This window comes from Citromicrobium bathyomarinum (genome assembly GCF_038594605.1).
Lineage (GTDB): Bacteria > Pseudomonadota > Alphaproteobacteria > Sphingomonadales > Sphingomonadaceae > Alteriqipengyuania > Alteriqipengyuania bathyomarina_B.
In genome coordinates this window covers 399,095-412,484 of record NZ_JBCFZM010000002.1, presented here as the reverse complement: position 1 = coordinate 412,484, position 13,390 = coordinate 399,095, and the positions used below count along the sequence as shown (strand labels likewise).

Here is a 13,390-nt window from a genome sequence, read left to right as displayed (position 1 = left end):
GCGCCCTATCTCAGAACAGCCAAGTCTTGGGGCTCGGCATCGGCCGCCGGTTGGCCGCATTGGCGAGCGAGAGGATGCTGCGCACGCAGTACCAGACGAACAGCAGAAAGCCGATCAGCAGCGCGCCGAAAAACATTGCGACCACGGCGGGCGGCGGCGGGCCGTCGCCCTGCTGCCCCGCGTAGTCTGCCAGCGGAACGCCGACCGACACCGCGATCGCTCCGCCCACCACCGCGAGGATGGTCAGCAGCATCAGCCAGAAGCCGATCCAGAAGGTGCGGATGAGGTAGGTGAGGTGCGTCTCCTCCCACTCGGTCACATCCGCGTCGTTGCGCCACACATAGGCGAGGATCAGGCCGATCAGCACGCTGAAACCGGTGAACAGATTGGCGAGGTAGATGATCGGGCGATAGAGCGTCACGCCGGTGTTCGAGGCGCCCTGGTCTGCGGGCTGCGCCTCGCGACCAACCTCGCCGTGGCCCATGCCGTATTGCGTCCTGCTCATGCCCGGTGTCTCCCTCGCCGTACCATGCGCGTAATACCCCAAGCCGCGGGCGCATGAAACCGCAGAGCTTGCCAATGCTGCGCGACGATGCGATTTTCGCGCTTCGTTCAGCCGATCGAGGGAGCTTTGCCATGACCGTCCGTTCCATCTCCGCCGCCGTCGCGATTCTCGCCGCGCTGTCGCTCGCCGCGTGCAACGCCGAGAGCGAGGACACCACGTACGAAGTCGACGCCACCGACGAGAGCGGCGGCGAACTGATCGTCGCCGACGAGGAGGCTAACAGCGTTCCGGTCGACGTGCCCGAAACCGAGATGACCAACGTGCCGCCCGAAGAGATGGCGCAGGGCGACGCGGAAGAAGAGGCCGCCGCGCCCGACGAATAGGGTCGCCGCGCGCCTGTCCTACAGCGGTGTGCGGGTGCCAGGCCTGTCCGAAGCCCGCCACCGCTCCCGCCGCCACGCGCCGATGCCGATAGCCTGCAGGCAGGTCTTCTTGTCCTGGACCGTGTTCCAAACGGTCCACATCAGTTGGAATGATCGGCGGCGGCTATGCCCCCTCGCTACTCCCAGCCCCATGCGGGCGGCGGCGGCGTGACGGGCTCGCTCGCGTCGAAGGCCACGCGGAACAGGCGCGAGGGGTCGTTGCCGCGGGTCAGCTGATACACAAAGCGTGCGTCTTCCCTGCCCGCCGGATCGACCTCCATCCGCCACACATTGGTCAGCGAGGCGTCGAGGCCCTCGCGCTCGAACAGGGCGATGCTCTCAGGGTCGACGGGGAAGTCCTGCGCGTTCGGTGTGCCGGGCGTGGCGGTGGTGCCGCCGTAGAAGGTCACCGCGTCCGCCTCCCCATCGGCATGGCGGTGATCGTGCTTGAGCGTGATGACACCGGCGTTGCGGGTCAGGATCCACGTGCGGCTCCTATTCCAGCCGCCATGGGCGTCACCGTCGAAAATGTGGAAGGCGACCGCGATCCGGTTGTCGCTGCACTGCGCCCAATGCGCGACCATCGCATTGCCCGCCATGTCCGCATCGCGCGCATCCTCGCTCACCAGCGCGCCCTCGTAGGCATTGCCGCAATGGCTGGCGAGCGCATCCCAGAAGGCGGCCTGCGGATCGCCGGCATCGGACGGCATGGTCGCGCAGGAGGCGATAGCCATCATCGCAACGGGGAGGGCGGCGAGCGGGTAGAAGAGCTTCATCGCGGCAGCCTGCCACCGGGGCCTCTCGCGCGCAATGTCGGAACCCCACCCGCCGACCGCTGGTTGCATCCCCGAAAGGGCGGGCGAGCATCCTTGCGTCTGCCGACCAACAGGAGACAGCAAGATGGCCAATCTGAATGACGACGCCCCGATCCAGAAATCGGGTTCGAGCAAGTGGCTGTGGTTCGGCGTGATCGTGGTCCTCGCGATTGCGGCGGTGATCATCTTCCTCAACGCCGATGGCGACGATCCCGAACTGCCAGACAGCGCGGTGACCACGCAGGAAGAGCGGCTCAATACCGACCTGACCGACGAAGAGCAGCTGACCGAAGAGGCGCTCGACGATGTGAACGGGGTCAACCAGGTGGACACCGTGACCGCCGATGAAAGCGTGACCGCCGAGGATGATGGCGACGTCGCGACCGACCCGGGCGGCACCGTCCCCGCAGAATAATGCCTGGTAGATGAAGGCGGGGCATGTGGTCCCGCCTTCCCGAATCGCGCATCGCCCGCTAGCGCGCGGGGCATGAGCGAGACACCTGACAACCCCGCGAGCGGGGGCGAACCGTTGCAGCCCGGCGCCAAGGCCAGCGTCCTGATCGAGGCGCTGCCCTTCCTGCGTCGCTACGCAGGGCGCACATTCGTGGTGAAGTATGGCGGCCACGCGATGGGCGACCATGCCGCGGCCGCCAGTTTCGCGCAGGATGTCGTGCTGCTGAAAGCGGTCGGCATCAACCCGGTGGTGGTCCACGGCGGCGGACCGCAGATCGGCGCGATGCTGGGGCGACTGGGCGTCGAGAGCCGCTTCGTCGACGGGCTGCGGGTGACCGACGAAGCCACGGTCGAGATTGCCGAAATGGTCCTCTCGGGCGCGATCAACAAACAGATCGTCGCCGCGATCCACGCCGCCGGAGGGCGCGCGCTGGGTATCTCGGGCAAGGACGCCGGGCTGGTGCGCGCCCGCAAGGTCAGCCGCGAGACGCGGACGCAGGACAGCGCGATCGAGCAGATGGTCGACCTGGGCTTCGTCGGCGAACCCGAAACGATTGACCCGAAAGTGATCGAAATGGCGACCGAGAGCGGGCTGATACCCGTCATCGCCCCGATCGGCGCGGGCGAGAATGGCGAGACCTTCAACATCAATGCCGACACCATGGCTGGCGCGATTGCCGGAGCGATGGGCGCCGCGCGCCTGCTGTTGCTGACCGACGTGGCGGGCGTGCTCGATGGCGACGGGCAACTGGTGACCGAGCTCGACGAAGCGAAGATCGAGGCGCTGCGCAAGCAGGGTGTCATCACCGGCGGGATGATCCCCAAGCTGGAAACCTGCCTGTCCGCGACCCGCGACGGGTGCGAGGCGGCGGTCATCCTCGACGGGCGGGTCGACCATGCGATGCTGCTCGAGTTCTTCACCGCCAGCGGTGCCGGCACGCTCGTCAGGGCCCGCGAAAACGGCTAGGGCGGCCTTGCCTTTGCCCAGAGGCGTCTTACTCTCCTAAGACGCCCAACCGAAACCTCAGGAGACAGGGCCACCATGCAAGCCCTTTACACTATCTACCAGATCATCGAGCTGCTCACGAACGTGTTCGTGATGCTGATCATCGTCCAGTTCGTGATCGGCCTGCTGCTGGCATTCAACGTAGTCAGCCGGGGCAACGATTTCGTGCTGGCGATCTACCGATCAATCAATTCGCTGCTCGATCCGGTGCTGCGCCCGATCCGTAACATTCTGCCCCAGACCGGCGCGATCGACTTCTCGCCGCTGGTGCTGATCATCGCGCTCCAGATCATGCTCATCATCCTGTCATCGATCATTAGGAGCGTTGGGTGACCGCAGAACTGATCGATGGGAAGGCCTTCGCCGCCAATCTGCGCGAGCGTGTGGGCGACCACGCCGCCGCCTTTGCCGAGAAGGCGGGCCGCAAGGCGGGCCTCGCGGTGGTGCTGGTCGGCGCGGATGCTGCGAGCGAGGTCTATGTCCGTTCCAAGGGCAAGGCCACCGTCGCCGCCAATATGGAAAGCTTCGAGCATCGGCTGCCCGCCGATACCGCCGAGGAAGACCTGATCGCGCTGGTCGAGCGATTGAACGCCGACCCTGCGGTCGATGGTATCCTCGTCCAGCTGCCATTGCCGGGCGATCTCGACGAACAGGCGGTGATCGCGGCAATCGATCCGGGCAAGGATGTCGACGGTTTCCACGTCGAAAGCGCCGGGCGACTGATGGTCGGGCGCGAAGGCTTCGTACCCTGCACCCCGCTGGGCTGCATCATGCTGCTGAAGGATCGCCACGGCGACCTGTCGGGCATGAATGCTGTCGTCATCGGACGTTCCAACATCGTCGGCAAGCCGATGGCGCAGCTGCTGCTCGACGCGAATGCCACGGTCACCATCGCGCATAGCCGGACGAAGGACCTGCCCGAAGTGGTCCAGCGCGCGGATATCGTGGTCGCGGCGGTGGGCCGTGCGGAAATGGTCAAGGCAGACTGGCTCAAGCCCGGGGCGACTGTGATCGATGTCGGGATCAACCGTCTCGCGCCCGCCGAAGAAGGCGCCAAGGGGCGGCTGGTCGGAGATGTCGACTTCGAGGCTGCAAAAGAGGTCGCCGGAGCGATCACTCCCGTGCCGGGCGGGGTCGGCCCGATGACCATCGCGGTGCTGCTGCGCAACACGCTGGTCGCGGCGCACATGCACGAAGGCCTCGATCCGCCGGTGGGGCTATGAACAAGACGCTGCCGATCTTCGCGGCAGTCGCGGCGAGCCTCGCGCTTGCCGCATGCACCGGCGGGCGTTCGCCGATCCCACGCGCGGCGATCGACCGCGCGCTTTCCAGCGCGCCCTATGCCGCGCAGCCCAGCCTGGTGGTCGCGCGCGAGGTGGAATTCGCCCGCGCCGCACGCGAGGATGGGCAATGGACCGCGTTCCGCGCTTTCGCCGCCAATGATGCGGTGATTCATGGGCGGGGCGGCCCCGTTCCTGCGGGGCTGGTGATCGCCGGGCTGAGCGATCCACCTGAACCCACCCAGTGGTCGCCGCGCACGGTGCTCATGAGCTGTGACGGAAAGCTCGCGGTCAGCCGTGGACGCTTCCTCGATCCAGAAGGCTATGTCGGCACCTACGTGACCGTATGGAGCCGTGAGGATTACGACGACGAATACCACTGGGTCTACGACGTCGGCGGGCGGGACGACCCGCAGCCGTCGAGCGAAGAGGCCGAAGAGAGCACGATCGTGGTCACCGCCTACGACGATATTCACGGACTGGTCGCCGATTGTCCACGCGGCGGAGCCGAAGTTCCATCGGCGCCGTTCGTCGCGCCCCCGGCCAGTGGCCGCGCGGGCGAGCAAACCTCACCCGATGGCACCCTGCGCTGGCGCTGGGAACACCGGGCGGATGGAACGAAATATGTCCGCGCGGACTACTATACGAGCGGCGCGTGGGAGACCGTGATCGAAGAATCTCTCGCCTCTCCGCCCAGATAATCCGTCCAGCCCAGCCCACCAAAGGCGCCCACCAAAGACACGGACTCGCTCAAGGCCCATGCTCGAACTTTTCGTCTCTGCCTTCGTGACCTTCTTCGTCGTGGTCGACCCGCCCGGCTGCGCGCCGATCTATGCCGGTCTGACCCGCGAGGCGAGCCGTTCGCAGACCATCTCCATGGCAATTCGCGCGACCCTGATCGCGGGGCTGATCCTGCTGGTGTTCGGCCTGTTCGGCGAACAATTGCTCGAAACGCTGGGGATCGAGCTCGACAGTTTCCGGATCGCGGGTGGCATCATGCTGTTCATCATCGCGATCGACATGGTGTTCGAAAAGCGGACCGAGCGGCGCGAGGAACGGGCGGAAAAGATCAGCGCCAATCCCGAGATCGAGGATGTTTCGGTGTTCCCCATGGCCATGCCGATGATGGCCGGGCCGGGGGCGATTGCGGCCATCATGCTGCTGATGAACCAGGCGACGGGGATCGAGCAAAGCCTCGTGGTGTTCGCTGCCGCAGGCCTCGTGCTGGTGATTACGATGGGCGCGCTGATCGCGGCAGGTCCGCTGATGAAAGCGGTCGGCACGCGGATCGAGGCGGCGATCACGCGGCTGCTCGGTGTGCTCCTTGCAGCGTTCGCGTCGCAGTTCGTGATCGACGGCCTGCGCGGTACCCTGCTGGCATAGTGCGCCGTGCGCTACCCCGCTGCCTTGCGAGGTTTGGCAAGCGTTCAGCATGACGCGCGCACATGGCGAGGATGACCATCCTTTTCCGCGCGCTAGCCCTCCTGCTGATTGCCTCGGCTTCCACCGCGATGGCTCAGGGCCCGCGCCAGCTCGATCTCCCGTCGCTCGAAAGCGCAATTCAAGCAGGCGAGCTCGGCAAGATTGCGGCACTCGCGATCGAGCAGGGCGGGGAGACCGTCTATCGCCAGCGGTTCGATGGGAAGCCGCAGGGCGATCCGGTCGACATCAAGTCCGCAGGCAAGTCGATCACCGCGCTGGCGGTGGGCATGGCGATCGAAGATGGGGCGCTTCCCGGCCGCGACGTTGCCGTGTGGCCTTTTCTGGGATCGCCGCGTGGAGAGCCCTTCGATTCGATCACGGTCGGCGATTTGCTGGCCATGTCCAGCGCGCTCGACTGCAACGACTGGGACTCAGGGTCTCCGGGGCAGGAAGAGCGGATGTATCGCACACGCGTGTGGCGCAGGTTCGCGCTCGAACTGCCCGGCCGCAGCTTCGAGCGTGGGAAGAGCGGGTATGGCCCATTCTCCTACTGCACCGCCGGGGTCTTCCTGCTGGGCCGGGTGGTCGAGAAGGCGACCGGCGAGCGCTTCGACCACTATGTCCAGCGGCGGCTGTTCGATCCACTGGGCGTCGACGGCGTCGAATGGCGGACCTCGCGCAGCGGAGAGATCCAGTCGGGCGGGCAACTGACCATCGCGGATAACGCCCTGCTCAAGATAGGGCGGCTGGTGCTCGACCGGGGGCGCTGGAACGGCGAGCAATTGATCGATGGCGCATGGATCGAGTCAATGCTGACACCGCACCATCAGCTGGGCGAGCATGTGTACTACGGCGATCTGTGGTGGGCGACGCCGCTGCGTGCAGGCGACGGTTTCGTCGAGGCGTGGATGATGAAGGGCAATGGTGGCAACATCGTCGCCATCGTGCCCAGTTACGATGCGGTGCTGGTGGTGCAGACGCGCAATTACAACAAGGCTGATTCGGACCGGCACGCCTTCACGGCGCTATGGTCGATGCTCGCGACGCTCGAGCCGGTGTCGCAGGCGCTTACTGCAAGGTAACGCGGTCGTCGGTGCCGCTCTGCCGGCCGAAGAAATACATCAGCTGGATCAGCAGTTCGCACCGCGCGGCCAGATCGGGTGCTTCCAGCAGCGCCTGCTTCGAGGCCCCATCGAAGGGGGCGATCTGGCTCACCCCGTTGATGAGCGACTGGTCGTCGAGCTGGGCGACCGCGTTCCAGTCCACTGCATAGCCCTGTGCATCGGCGAAACGGCGCGCCTCCCGCTCGAACCCGGCGCGTTCGATTCCGCTCAGCACCTCGTCGCCATCTTCGGCGATCAGCTCGGCTTCGACCTGCCGGAACGCCGTGGCGACCTCCAGCTCCCGGATCACGCGGAAGCGGCTCTCGCCGTCGAGGACGAGGTTATAGCGCCCGTCGTCCAGCGCCTCGACCTCGCCGATCTTGCCCACGCAACCGACTTGATAGAGCTCCGCGCCCTCGCGCGCCTGCTTGGGCTGGATCATCGCGATCCGGCGGTCGCGGGCCAGCGCATCGCTGACCAGCGCGCGATAGCGCGGCTCGAACATGTGCAGCGGCAGTTGCAGGCCGGGAAACAGCACCGCGCCCGTCAGTGGAAAGATGGAAAGGCGCACCGTGCCTACCCGAACAGGATCTTGGACAGGCGCCGACGCGTGGCGACCACCCATGAGTCTTCGAGCCCGACGGCTTCGAAGATCTGAAGCAGCTTGGTGCGCGCCGCGCCCTCGTTCCACTCGCGATCGGTCTCGACCATGCCGAGCAGTTCGTCGGCGGCCACCTCGCGCTGGCCAGCGGCGAAGGCGGCCTCGGCGTAGGCGAAGCGCGCTTCCATGTCGCCGCTCTGCGCCTTTTCGCGCAAGGCCGCGAGTTCGCCATCGTCGACCTTGTCGCCCGAGAGTTCAAGCTGGGCACCGGCCTGCGCCACGGCGGGATCGGCTTTCTGTTCGTCGGACAACCCGTCGAAGGTCGCCTGCGCCTGATCGTGCTGACCGTTTGCCAGCAGGGCGCGAATCAGACCCGACTGGATTTCAGGCTTGCTGGCGATTTCGGGCGGCGCGGCGGTCGCGATCTCATTATAGAGCTGAAGCGCTTTCTCGTTCTCGCCCGCTTCCAGCAATTGTTCGCCCATCGCGATCAGCTGTTCGACATCGGGCATGCCATCGCTCGCGCCGCCTTCGTCGCCCGTCGCATTCGGATCGAGCGGCAGTTGCGCGAGAATCTGGTCGAGCGCCTGTTTCAGCTGGCTTTCGCTGCTCGCGCTGGTGAGGTCGGCCACCGGGCGGCCCTGAAACATCGCGTAGACCGTGGGGATCGACTGGACCTGGAACTGGCTGGCGATGAACTGCTCTTCATCGACATTGACCTTTTTCAGGACCACGCCCTTGTCGGCATATTCCGCTGCGACCTTTTCCAGCATCGGCGCCAGCGCCTTGCACGGTCCGCACCACTCGGCCCAGAAATCGAGCACCACCAGCTTCGACATCGAAGGTTCGACCACTTCCTGGCGGAAACGGTCGACGGCTTTCTGTTCTTCGAGATTGAGCCCCATGCTGGCCAAGTGCAGTCCCCTTCAAGGTCGGATCGTGATTCGGTTAGGATGGCCCACAATGTGGGCCTTTGGCGAGCGATGTGAAGAGCCCAGTGCCACGCAGGTTAAAAGGGAATTGCCGCCGTGCAATTTTGCCCTTGCGATAGGGCCGATGCGTTGCTAGTTGCCCGCTTCCCGTTCCGGAGCGGCCTTTGCGCCGCGTACCGGAAACGCCATGTGAGCGGGCGTAGCTCAGGGGTAGAGCACAACCTTGCCAAGGTTGGGGTCGGGCGTTCGAATCGCCTCGCCCGCTCCAGTTTTTCGTAACATCGCAGGATACGTGCGGCTTCGCGCCAAATGCGCAGGTCGCTGCGGGTGCTATCGGCTTTCGGTGGTGTGCGAGCGAGCCGACGTGTCCGGCGCCGATGTTTCCCGAATTTCCGACCGACGACCGACCAGACCGGTTGAGCGACATGAACGGGGTTGCGCGGCCCTTCGATGACTGTTAGCGGCGAATGTTATATTATCACAACATCGATGGATCGTATTCCTGATGAAAAAGACTTTTGCCGGCAGCCTGTCGCTGTTCGCTCTTTCCGCCGCGCTCGTGCCGTCGGTCGCCTATGCCCAGCAGGCGGACCCCGCGTCCGAGCAGCCGGATGAGGCTAGTGAAGATGTCGACGACGATTTCCACAATCGCACCAATTCGAGCGTCGATATCGTGGTCAGTGCGGGCAAGAGCCTCAACCAGCTCGACGTTCTGTCGGGTACCTCGGTGGTCGAAGGCCTCGAACTCCAGCGGAACATGGCTGGCCAGATCGGCGAAGTGCTGGAGAGCCAGCCCGGCGTGTCCGGCACCGGCTTTTCGCCTGGCGCATCGCGCCCGATCCTGCGCGGGTTCGGGGGCGAGCGCATTCGCGTGCTGACCGACGGCGTCGGCACGCTCGATGCTTCCAACACCTCCGACGACCACGCAGTCAGCATCGATCCGCTGACGGTCGAGCGGATCGAGGTGCTGCGCGGCCCCGCGGTGCTGCTCTACGGTAGCCAGGCGATCGGCGGCGCGGTCAATGTGATCGACAAGCGTATCCCGCGCAGCATTCCCGACGAGCCGATCCACATCGACGGGCTCGCAAGCTACGACAGCGTGAACGACGAATATCGCGTCGGCGCCTCGGTCGACGCTCCGCTGGGTGGCGGATTCGTCGCTCATCTCGACGGCAGCTATCTCGATGCGGGCGACATCAAGATTCCCGGCTATGCGTTGACCGACGACCTGCGCGCCGATCTGCTGGCGGATGCGGCCGAGGAAGAGGACGAGGGCGAGCTCGAAGAAGCCGAGGAACTGCGCGAGCAGGCGAATGCGCGCGGCACGGTGCCCAACACCTTCATCGAAACCAAGTCGGTCAACGGCGGTATCTCCCTGATCCGCGGCGGCAGCCGGTTCGGCTTCGGCGCGGGCTATTACGACACGCTCTATGGCGTGCCCGAAAATCCGGCCGGCGGCCATCACCACCACGAAGAGGAAGGTGACGATCACGACGGCGACGAGGATCACGATCACGAAGAGGGCGAAGAGGGCGTCTCGATCGGCCTGGAGCAGTTCCGCGCCGACTTCAGCAGCGATATCGAACTGGGCTCGGGCTTCCTCGGTCGCCTGGTTACCCGCGTCGGCTACAGCGATTACACGCACACCGAATTCGAAGGCTCCGAAGTGGGCACCGTGTTCGATGTGGAGGGCTTCGAGGGCCGCGCCGAGTTCATCCAGAACCCGATGGGCAACCTGCGCGGCTCGTTCGGCGGGCAGTTCTACATCCGCGATTTCGCTGCGGTAGGCGAAGAAGCCTTCGTCGCCCCCAACGAAACCGAGCAGTATGGCCTCTTCACGCTGCAGGAACTGAGCCTGGGCAATGCGCAGATCGAAGGCGCAGTGCGGTTCGAAACGACGCAGGCATCGTCCAACGTGCTGGGCGTGGAGCGCAATTTCGACATCCTGTCGGGCGCGCTCGGCGTATCCTACGACATTGGCGGGCTCCGCGTCGGGGTAAACGGATCGCGTGTCGGCCGCGCGCCGGCCGGTGAGGAACTGTTCGCCAACGGACCGCACGTGGCGACCGGCCAGTACGAGCTTGGCGACGTCGACCTCGACATCGAGCGCGCGTGGGGCGCAGAAGCCTTCGTGCGCGGCAATATCGGCCCGGCGACCCTCAACCTGACGGTCTTCGGCAGCTGGTTCGACGATTACATCTACCTCAACAACACCGGCACCTTCGTGGACGAAGAAGGCGCCGCCGTCCCCGCCGACGACGAGGAAGCGATCCCGCTGTTCAATTACCTGCAGCAGGATGCCCGCTACCTCGGCCTGGAGGCAGAGGTCAGCGTGCCGGTCGTCGAATACGACACCTTCTCGGTCATCGCCGAGGCAAGCGCCGAATATATCGACGCAGAGCTGGACGATGGTTCGCCCGTGCCGCGGATCCCGCCGCTGGGGCTTGCCGGGGCGCTCAACGTCGAGACCGGCCCGTTCGAGGTGCGCGGCGAGGTCGAGTATTTCGGCGAGCAGAACGATGTGCCCGCCTTCGAAAGCGCGACCGACGCCTTCACCTTCGTCAATGCATCGGTCGCCTGGCGCCCCCTGCGCGGCAACAAGAACGTGACGCTGCTGGCGAAGGTGGACAACATCTTCGACCAGGAAGGCCGCCGCGCGAGCAGTTTCACCCGCGACTATGTGCCGCTGCCGGGGCGCAACTTCTCGGTCAGCCTGCGGACGAGCTTCTGATCCTTGCGGGATGGAAGACAGGGAAAGGGGCGGCCCGGCGGGTCGCCCCTTTTCATGTCCGGCCGCGTCCTAGCCGTCGGCGTTTGCGGATCGGGCGCGCGCTTCCTCCGCCCCCCTCTCGCGACCTTCCGCACGCGCCGCCCTGATTTCCGCGCGCCTCGCGCGGTCCCGCTCGCGCCACACGTCCACCGATCCGCGCGCCTGCCCATAGGCGAACACCATCAGCAGGCCCCCCGCGATCGCGAGGTTCTTCAACGCCAGTTGCAGCTGCGTATGGTCGCCTAGCGGATTGTGAAAGAAGACGATCGTCGCCAGCGTAAAGACGAACAGCACGATGCTGCTGATCCGGGTGAGAAAGCCGACCGCGAGGAACACGCCCAATACCATCTCGAAGATGCCGACCGGCAGCGCAAGGTTGCCCGGCAGCGTCGTCGTCTCTTCGATAAAGGCCTGCGTCGCCGCAACGTTCATGACCTTGGTCATACCCGCCATAATGAAGATCAGGGCGAGGAACATGCGCCCGAAAACCGAAGCCAGAAACGCCATATTCCAAGTCCCCCCGTTGCAGTCCCACCATCAACCATGCGGCGCGCGATCGGCTCCCGCCCGGGTCATTCTTCGACCGCGAAAGTGAGCGCCGCATGCTCGCGCAGCCGTTCGACCAGTGCTTCGCCGAGGATCGAGCCGGGCGTCCCGATCCCGCCCGGTGCATCGCTTTCGAGCAGCGCGATCCCGGTCTCGCCGATCATCCGGCTGGTCGAGCCATAGCCCGGATCGTAGCGGCCCTTCACCGCATAGCGCAGCGTCTCCCCGCCGGCAGTCTCGCCGATGAGGAGGACATCGTAGTGGCCGTTCTCGCGCTCTTCGGGCGTGGGGCCTTCACCGGGCTTGGGCGGTTTTGCACCGAACGGATTCTTCATCATCTCCGCGGCAGCATTGGCCGCTGCCTTGCCCGCTTCGCCGGGGCTGGTCAGAACCATCTCGTCGTAGCGGAAATCCTCGCCATAGGGATGGCCGCGCAGGAAATTGGTGCGGTGGACGTTCTTGGTGTTGATCGGCGCCATCACGAAGGGCGCAGCCCACTTGCCCAGGTCATCCTCGTATTTGGGAATCATGCCGCCCGGCTGATCGGGCCCGTCGAAACCGGGGGTGAGGCCGAAGGGACTGCGCATGATTGTGATGAGCGAAGAATCGCGCGCCATCGCCTTCATGCTTTCGGTCAGGCTGGCGGCGGTCCCGCCGCTGAAGGTGCCTTTCATCGCCCGCACGCGTCCGCGCACGGTCTTGCACGGCGTACCGAATCGCTCGACCGCTTCCTTCTGGAGCATCAGCACGCCCAGATCGAAAGGGATCGAATCGAAGCCCGAAGAGAAGCTGATCCGCGCGCCACTGGCCTTGGCGTCGGCTTCGTACTTGTCGATCATCTGCCGCATCCACGCAGGTTCGCCGCACAAATCGGCATAATGCGTGCCCGACTTCGCGCACGCGGCGAGCAGCGGTTCGCCATAGAGCTGGTATGGCCCGACCGTGGTGATGATGACCTTCGCCTGCTCGCACATCTGATCGAGGCTGGTGGCGTCGGCCGCATCGGCCACGATGGTCGGCGTATCGTCAGGCGCGCCGATTTCGCGCTTCACCTCGGCCAGCTTGTCCGGATTGCGGCCCGCCATCGCCCATGTGGGCGCGTCAGGCCTGTCGCCATATTCGCGCAGGAAATGCTCGGCGACCAGACGCCCGGTATACCCGGTCGCGCCGTAGATCACGATGTCGAATTGCTTGGCCATATCTCGTTATCCTCTCACTCCGTCACCCCTGCGTATGCAGGGGCCCGACTCCCACCAGTCGGAGATGGGTTCCCGCATGCGCCGGAATGACGGGAAGGTGGAGCGAGAAGGACGAGGAGTCAAAGCCGCATCGCCGCCGATTGCGCCTTGGCCTGACACACCTGACACAGTGTCTAAGGGAGGAAAAAACTCTCCCTCTCAACGCGCGGTTGTACGCTCCGCAGGAATGTTGGCAGCGAAGGAAAAATGGCTCGCATGCCGGTAACTTGCCACGGCTCGGGCGAGTAGGAAAATGGCGACCGAGACCACGTTTCGCCCGAGGCGTTTTCTCAAGAC

General features: G+C 65.2%; 15 protein-coding genes and 1 tRNA gene. 10 read left to right on the top strand and 6 right to left on the bottom strand.

Going from position 1 to position 13,390, the window contains the following annotated elements:
- Window positions 1–10: 10 nt before the first annotated feature.
- Window positions 11–505, bottom strand: a complete 495-nt coding sequence (locus AAG612_RS09055; RefSeq protein WP_342509437.1) for a DUF4870 family protein — start codon at window positions 503–505, stop codon at window positions 11–13.
- A 131-nt stretch (window positions 506–636) separates the two neighbouring features.
- Here AAG612_RS09055 and AAG612_RS09050 point away from each other — a divergent pair, with 131 nt between their 5' ends.
- Window positions 637–888, top strand: a complete 252-nt coding sequence (locus AAG612_RS09050; RefSeq protein WP_342509435.1) for a hypothetical protein — start codon at window positions 637–639, stop codon at window positions 886–888.
- Window positions 889–1,064: 176 nt separating this feature from the next.
- Here the strand turns inward: AAG612_RS09050 and AAG612_RS09045 are convergent, their stop codons facing one another.
- Window positions 1,065–1,703: a hypothetical protein gene (locus tag AAG612_RS09045; protein ID WP_342509433.1), complete on the bottom strand. Its 639-nt coding sequence runs from the start codon at window positions 1,701–1,703 to the stop codon at window positions 1,065–1,067.
- Window positions 1,704–1,827: 124 nt separating this feature from the next.
- On the opposite strand from AAG612_RS09045, the gene AAG612_RS09040 reads away from it, so the two are divergent.
- From AAG612_RS09040 to AAG612_RS09010, 7 genes are all read left to right on the top strand, one after another.
- Window positions 1,828–2,157, top strand: coding sequence for a hypothetical protein (locus AAG612_RS09040; RefSeq protein ID WP_342509432.1), 330 nt, complete (start codon window positions 1,828–1,830; stop codon window positions 2,155–2,157).
- Between the two features lie 72 nt (window positions 2,158–2,229).
- Window positions 2,230–3,162 carry an acetylglutamate kinase gene (argB, locus tag AAG612_RS09035; protein ID WP_342509430.1) on the top strand — a complete coding sequence of 311 codons (933 nt, stop codon included), beginning with the start codon at window positions 2,230–2,232 and terminating at the stop codon, window positions 3,160–3,162.
- A gap of 75 nt (window positions 3,163–3,237) precedes the next feature.
- On the top strand, window positions 3,238–3,534 hold the full coding sequence (locus tag AAG612_RS09030) for a YggT family protein (RefSeq protein ID WP_342509428.1): 297 nt from the start codon (window positions 3,238–3,240) through the stop codon (window positions 3,532–3,534).
- Complete coding sequence (gene folD / locus AAG612_RS09025; protein ID WP_342509426.1) at window positions 3,531–4,424, top strand: bifunctional methylenetetrahydrofolate dehydrogenase/methenyltetrahydrofolate cyclohydrolase FolD; 894 nt, start codon at window positions 3,531–3,533, stop codon at window positions 4,422–4,424. Before AAG612_RS09030 ends, folD begins: the two co-directional genes overlap by 4 nt.
- Window positions 4,421–5,182 carry a hypothetical protein gene (locus tag AAG612_RS09020; RefSeq protein WP_342509424.1) on the top strand — a complete coding sequence of 254 codons (762 nt, stop codon included), beginning with the start codon at window positions 4,421–4,423 and terminating at the stop codon, window positions 5,180–5,182. Before folD ends, AAG612_RS09020 begins: the two co-directional genes overlap by 4 nt.
- Before the next feature lie 58 nt (window positions 5,183–5,240).
- Window positions 5,241–5,864 carry a MarC family protein gene (locus AAG612_RS09015; RefSeq protein ID WP_342509423.1) on the top strand — a complete coding sequence of 208 codons (624 nt, stop codon included), beginning with the start codon at window positions 5,241–5,243 and terminating at the stop codon, window positions 5,862–5,864.
- 62 nt (window positions 5,865–5,926) lie between these two features.
- Complete coding sequence (locus AAG612_RS09010) at window positions 5,927–6,985, top strand: serine hydrolase domain-containing protein (protein WP_342509422.1); 1,059 nt, start codon at window positions 5,927–5,929, stop codon at window positions 6,983–6,985.
- Here AAG612_RS09010 and AAG612_RS09005 read toward each other — a convergent pair.
- Both AAG612_RS09005 and AAG612_RS09000 read right to left on the bottom strand, forming a co-directional pair.
- Window positions 6,972–7,577: an LON peptidase substrate-binding domain-containing protein gene (locus AAG612_RS09005; RefSeq protein ID WP_342509421.1), complete on the bottom strand. Its 606-nt coding sequence runs from the start codon at window positions 7,575–7,577 to the stop codon at window positions 6,972–6,974. The two genes, AAG612_RS09010 and AAG612_RS09005, sit on opposite strands and share 14 nt — an antisense overlap.
- Window positions 7,578–7,582: 5 nt before the next feature.
- Window positions 7,583–8,512 carry a tetratricopeptide repeat protein gene (locus AAG612_RS09000; protein WP_342510328.1) on the bottom strand — a complete coding sequence of 310 codons (930 nt, stop codon included), beginning with the start codon at window positions 8,510–8,512 and terminating at the stop codon, window positions 7,583–7,585.
- 220 nt (window positions 8,513–8,732) lie between these two features.
- On the opposite strand from AAG612_RS09000, the gene AAG612_RS08995 reads away from it, so the two are divergent.
- A tRNA-Gly gene (locus AAG612_RS08995) sits at window positions 8,733–8,807 on the top strand.
- Between the two features lie 237 nt (window positions 8,808–9,044).
- Window positions 9,045–11,270, top strand: coding sequence for a TonB-dependent receptor (locus tag AAG612_RS08990; RefSeq protein ID WP_342509420.1), 2,226 nt, complete (start codon window positions 9,045–9,047; stop codon window positions 11,268–11,270).
- 69 nt (window positions 11,271–11,339) lie between these two features.
- Here the strand turns inward: AAG612_RS08990 and AAG612_RS08985 are convergent, their stop codons facing one another.
- Window positions 11,340–11,816 (bottom strand): DoxX family protein, encoded by a 477-nt coding sequence (locus tag AAG612_RS08985; protein ID WP_342509419.1) that lies wholly within the window; start codon window positions 11,814–11,816, stop codon window positions 11,340–11,342.
- 65 nt (window positions 11,817–11,881) lie between these two features.
- A complete protein-coding gene (locus tag AAG612_RS08980; protein WP_342509417.1) occupies window positions 11,882–13,054 on the bottom strand; it encodes a saccharopine dehydrogenase family protein in 1,173 nt (390 codons plus the stop codon).
- Between the last annotated feature and the right edge of the window lie 336 nt (window positions 13,055–13,390).

What these genes read in the sequence shown, in the direction of transcription:
- AAG612_RS08980 (WP_342509417.1), bottom strand. Translation starts at nt 13,054, where the DNA reads ATGGCCAAGCAATTCGACATCGTGATCTACGGCGCGACCGGGTATACC.
- AAG612_RS08985 (WP_342509419.1), bottom strand. Translation starts at nt 11,816, where the DNA reads ATGGCGTTTCTGGCTTCGGTTTTCGGGCGCATGTTCCTCGCCCTGATC.
- AAG612_RS09010 (WP_342509422.1), top strand. Translation starts at nt 5,927, where the DNA reads ATGGCGAGGATGACCATCCTTTTCCGCGCGCTAGCCCTCCTGCTGATT.
- AAG612_RS09015 (WP_342509423.1), top strand. Translation starts at nt 5,241, where the DNA reads ATGCTCGAACTTTTCGTCTCTGCCTTCGTGACCTTCTTCGTCGTGGTC.
- AAG612_RS09055 (WP_342509437.1), bottom strand. Translation starts at nt 505, where the DNA reads ATGAGCAGGACGCAATACGGCATGGGCCACGGCGAGGTTGGTCGCGAG.
- AAG612_RS09000 (WP_342510328.1), bottom strand. Translation starts at nt 8,512, where the DNA reads ATGGGGCTCAATCTCGAAGAACAGAAAGCCGTCGACCGTTTCCGCCAG.
- AAG612_RS08990 (WP_342509420.1), top strand. Translation starts at nt 9,045, where the DNA reads ATGAAAAAGACTTTTGCCGGCAGCCTGTCGCTGTTCGCTCTTTCCGCC.
- AAG612_RS09050 (WP_342509435.1), top strand. Translation starts at nt 637, where the DNA reads ATGACCGTCCGTTCCATCTCCGCCGCCGTCGCGATTCTCGCCGCGCTG.
- AAG612_RS09020 (WP_342509424.1), top strand. Translation starts at nt 4,421, where the DNA reads ATGAACAAGACGCTGCCGATCTTCGCGGCAGTCGCGGCGAGCCTCGCG.
- AAG612_RS09040 (WP_342509432.1), top strand. Translation starts at nt 1,828, where the DNA reads ATGGCCAATCTGAATGACGACGCCCCGATCCAGAAATCGGGTTCGAGC.
- AAG612_RS09045 (WP_342509433.1), bottom strand. Translation starts at nt 1,703, where the DNA reads ATGAAGCTCTTCTACCCGCTCGCCGCCCTCCCCGTTGCGATGATGGCT.
- argB (WP_342509430.1), top strand. Translation starts at nt 2,230, where the DNA reads ATGAGCGAGACACCTGACAACCCCGCGAGCGGGGGCGAACCGTTGCAG.
- AAG612_RS09030 (WP_342509428.1), top strand. Translation starts at nt 3,238, where the DNA reads ATGCAAGCCCTTTACACTATCTACCAGATCATCGAGCTGCTCACGAAC.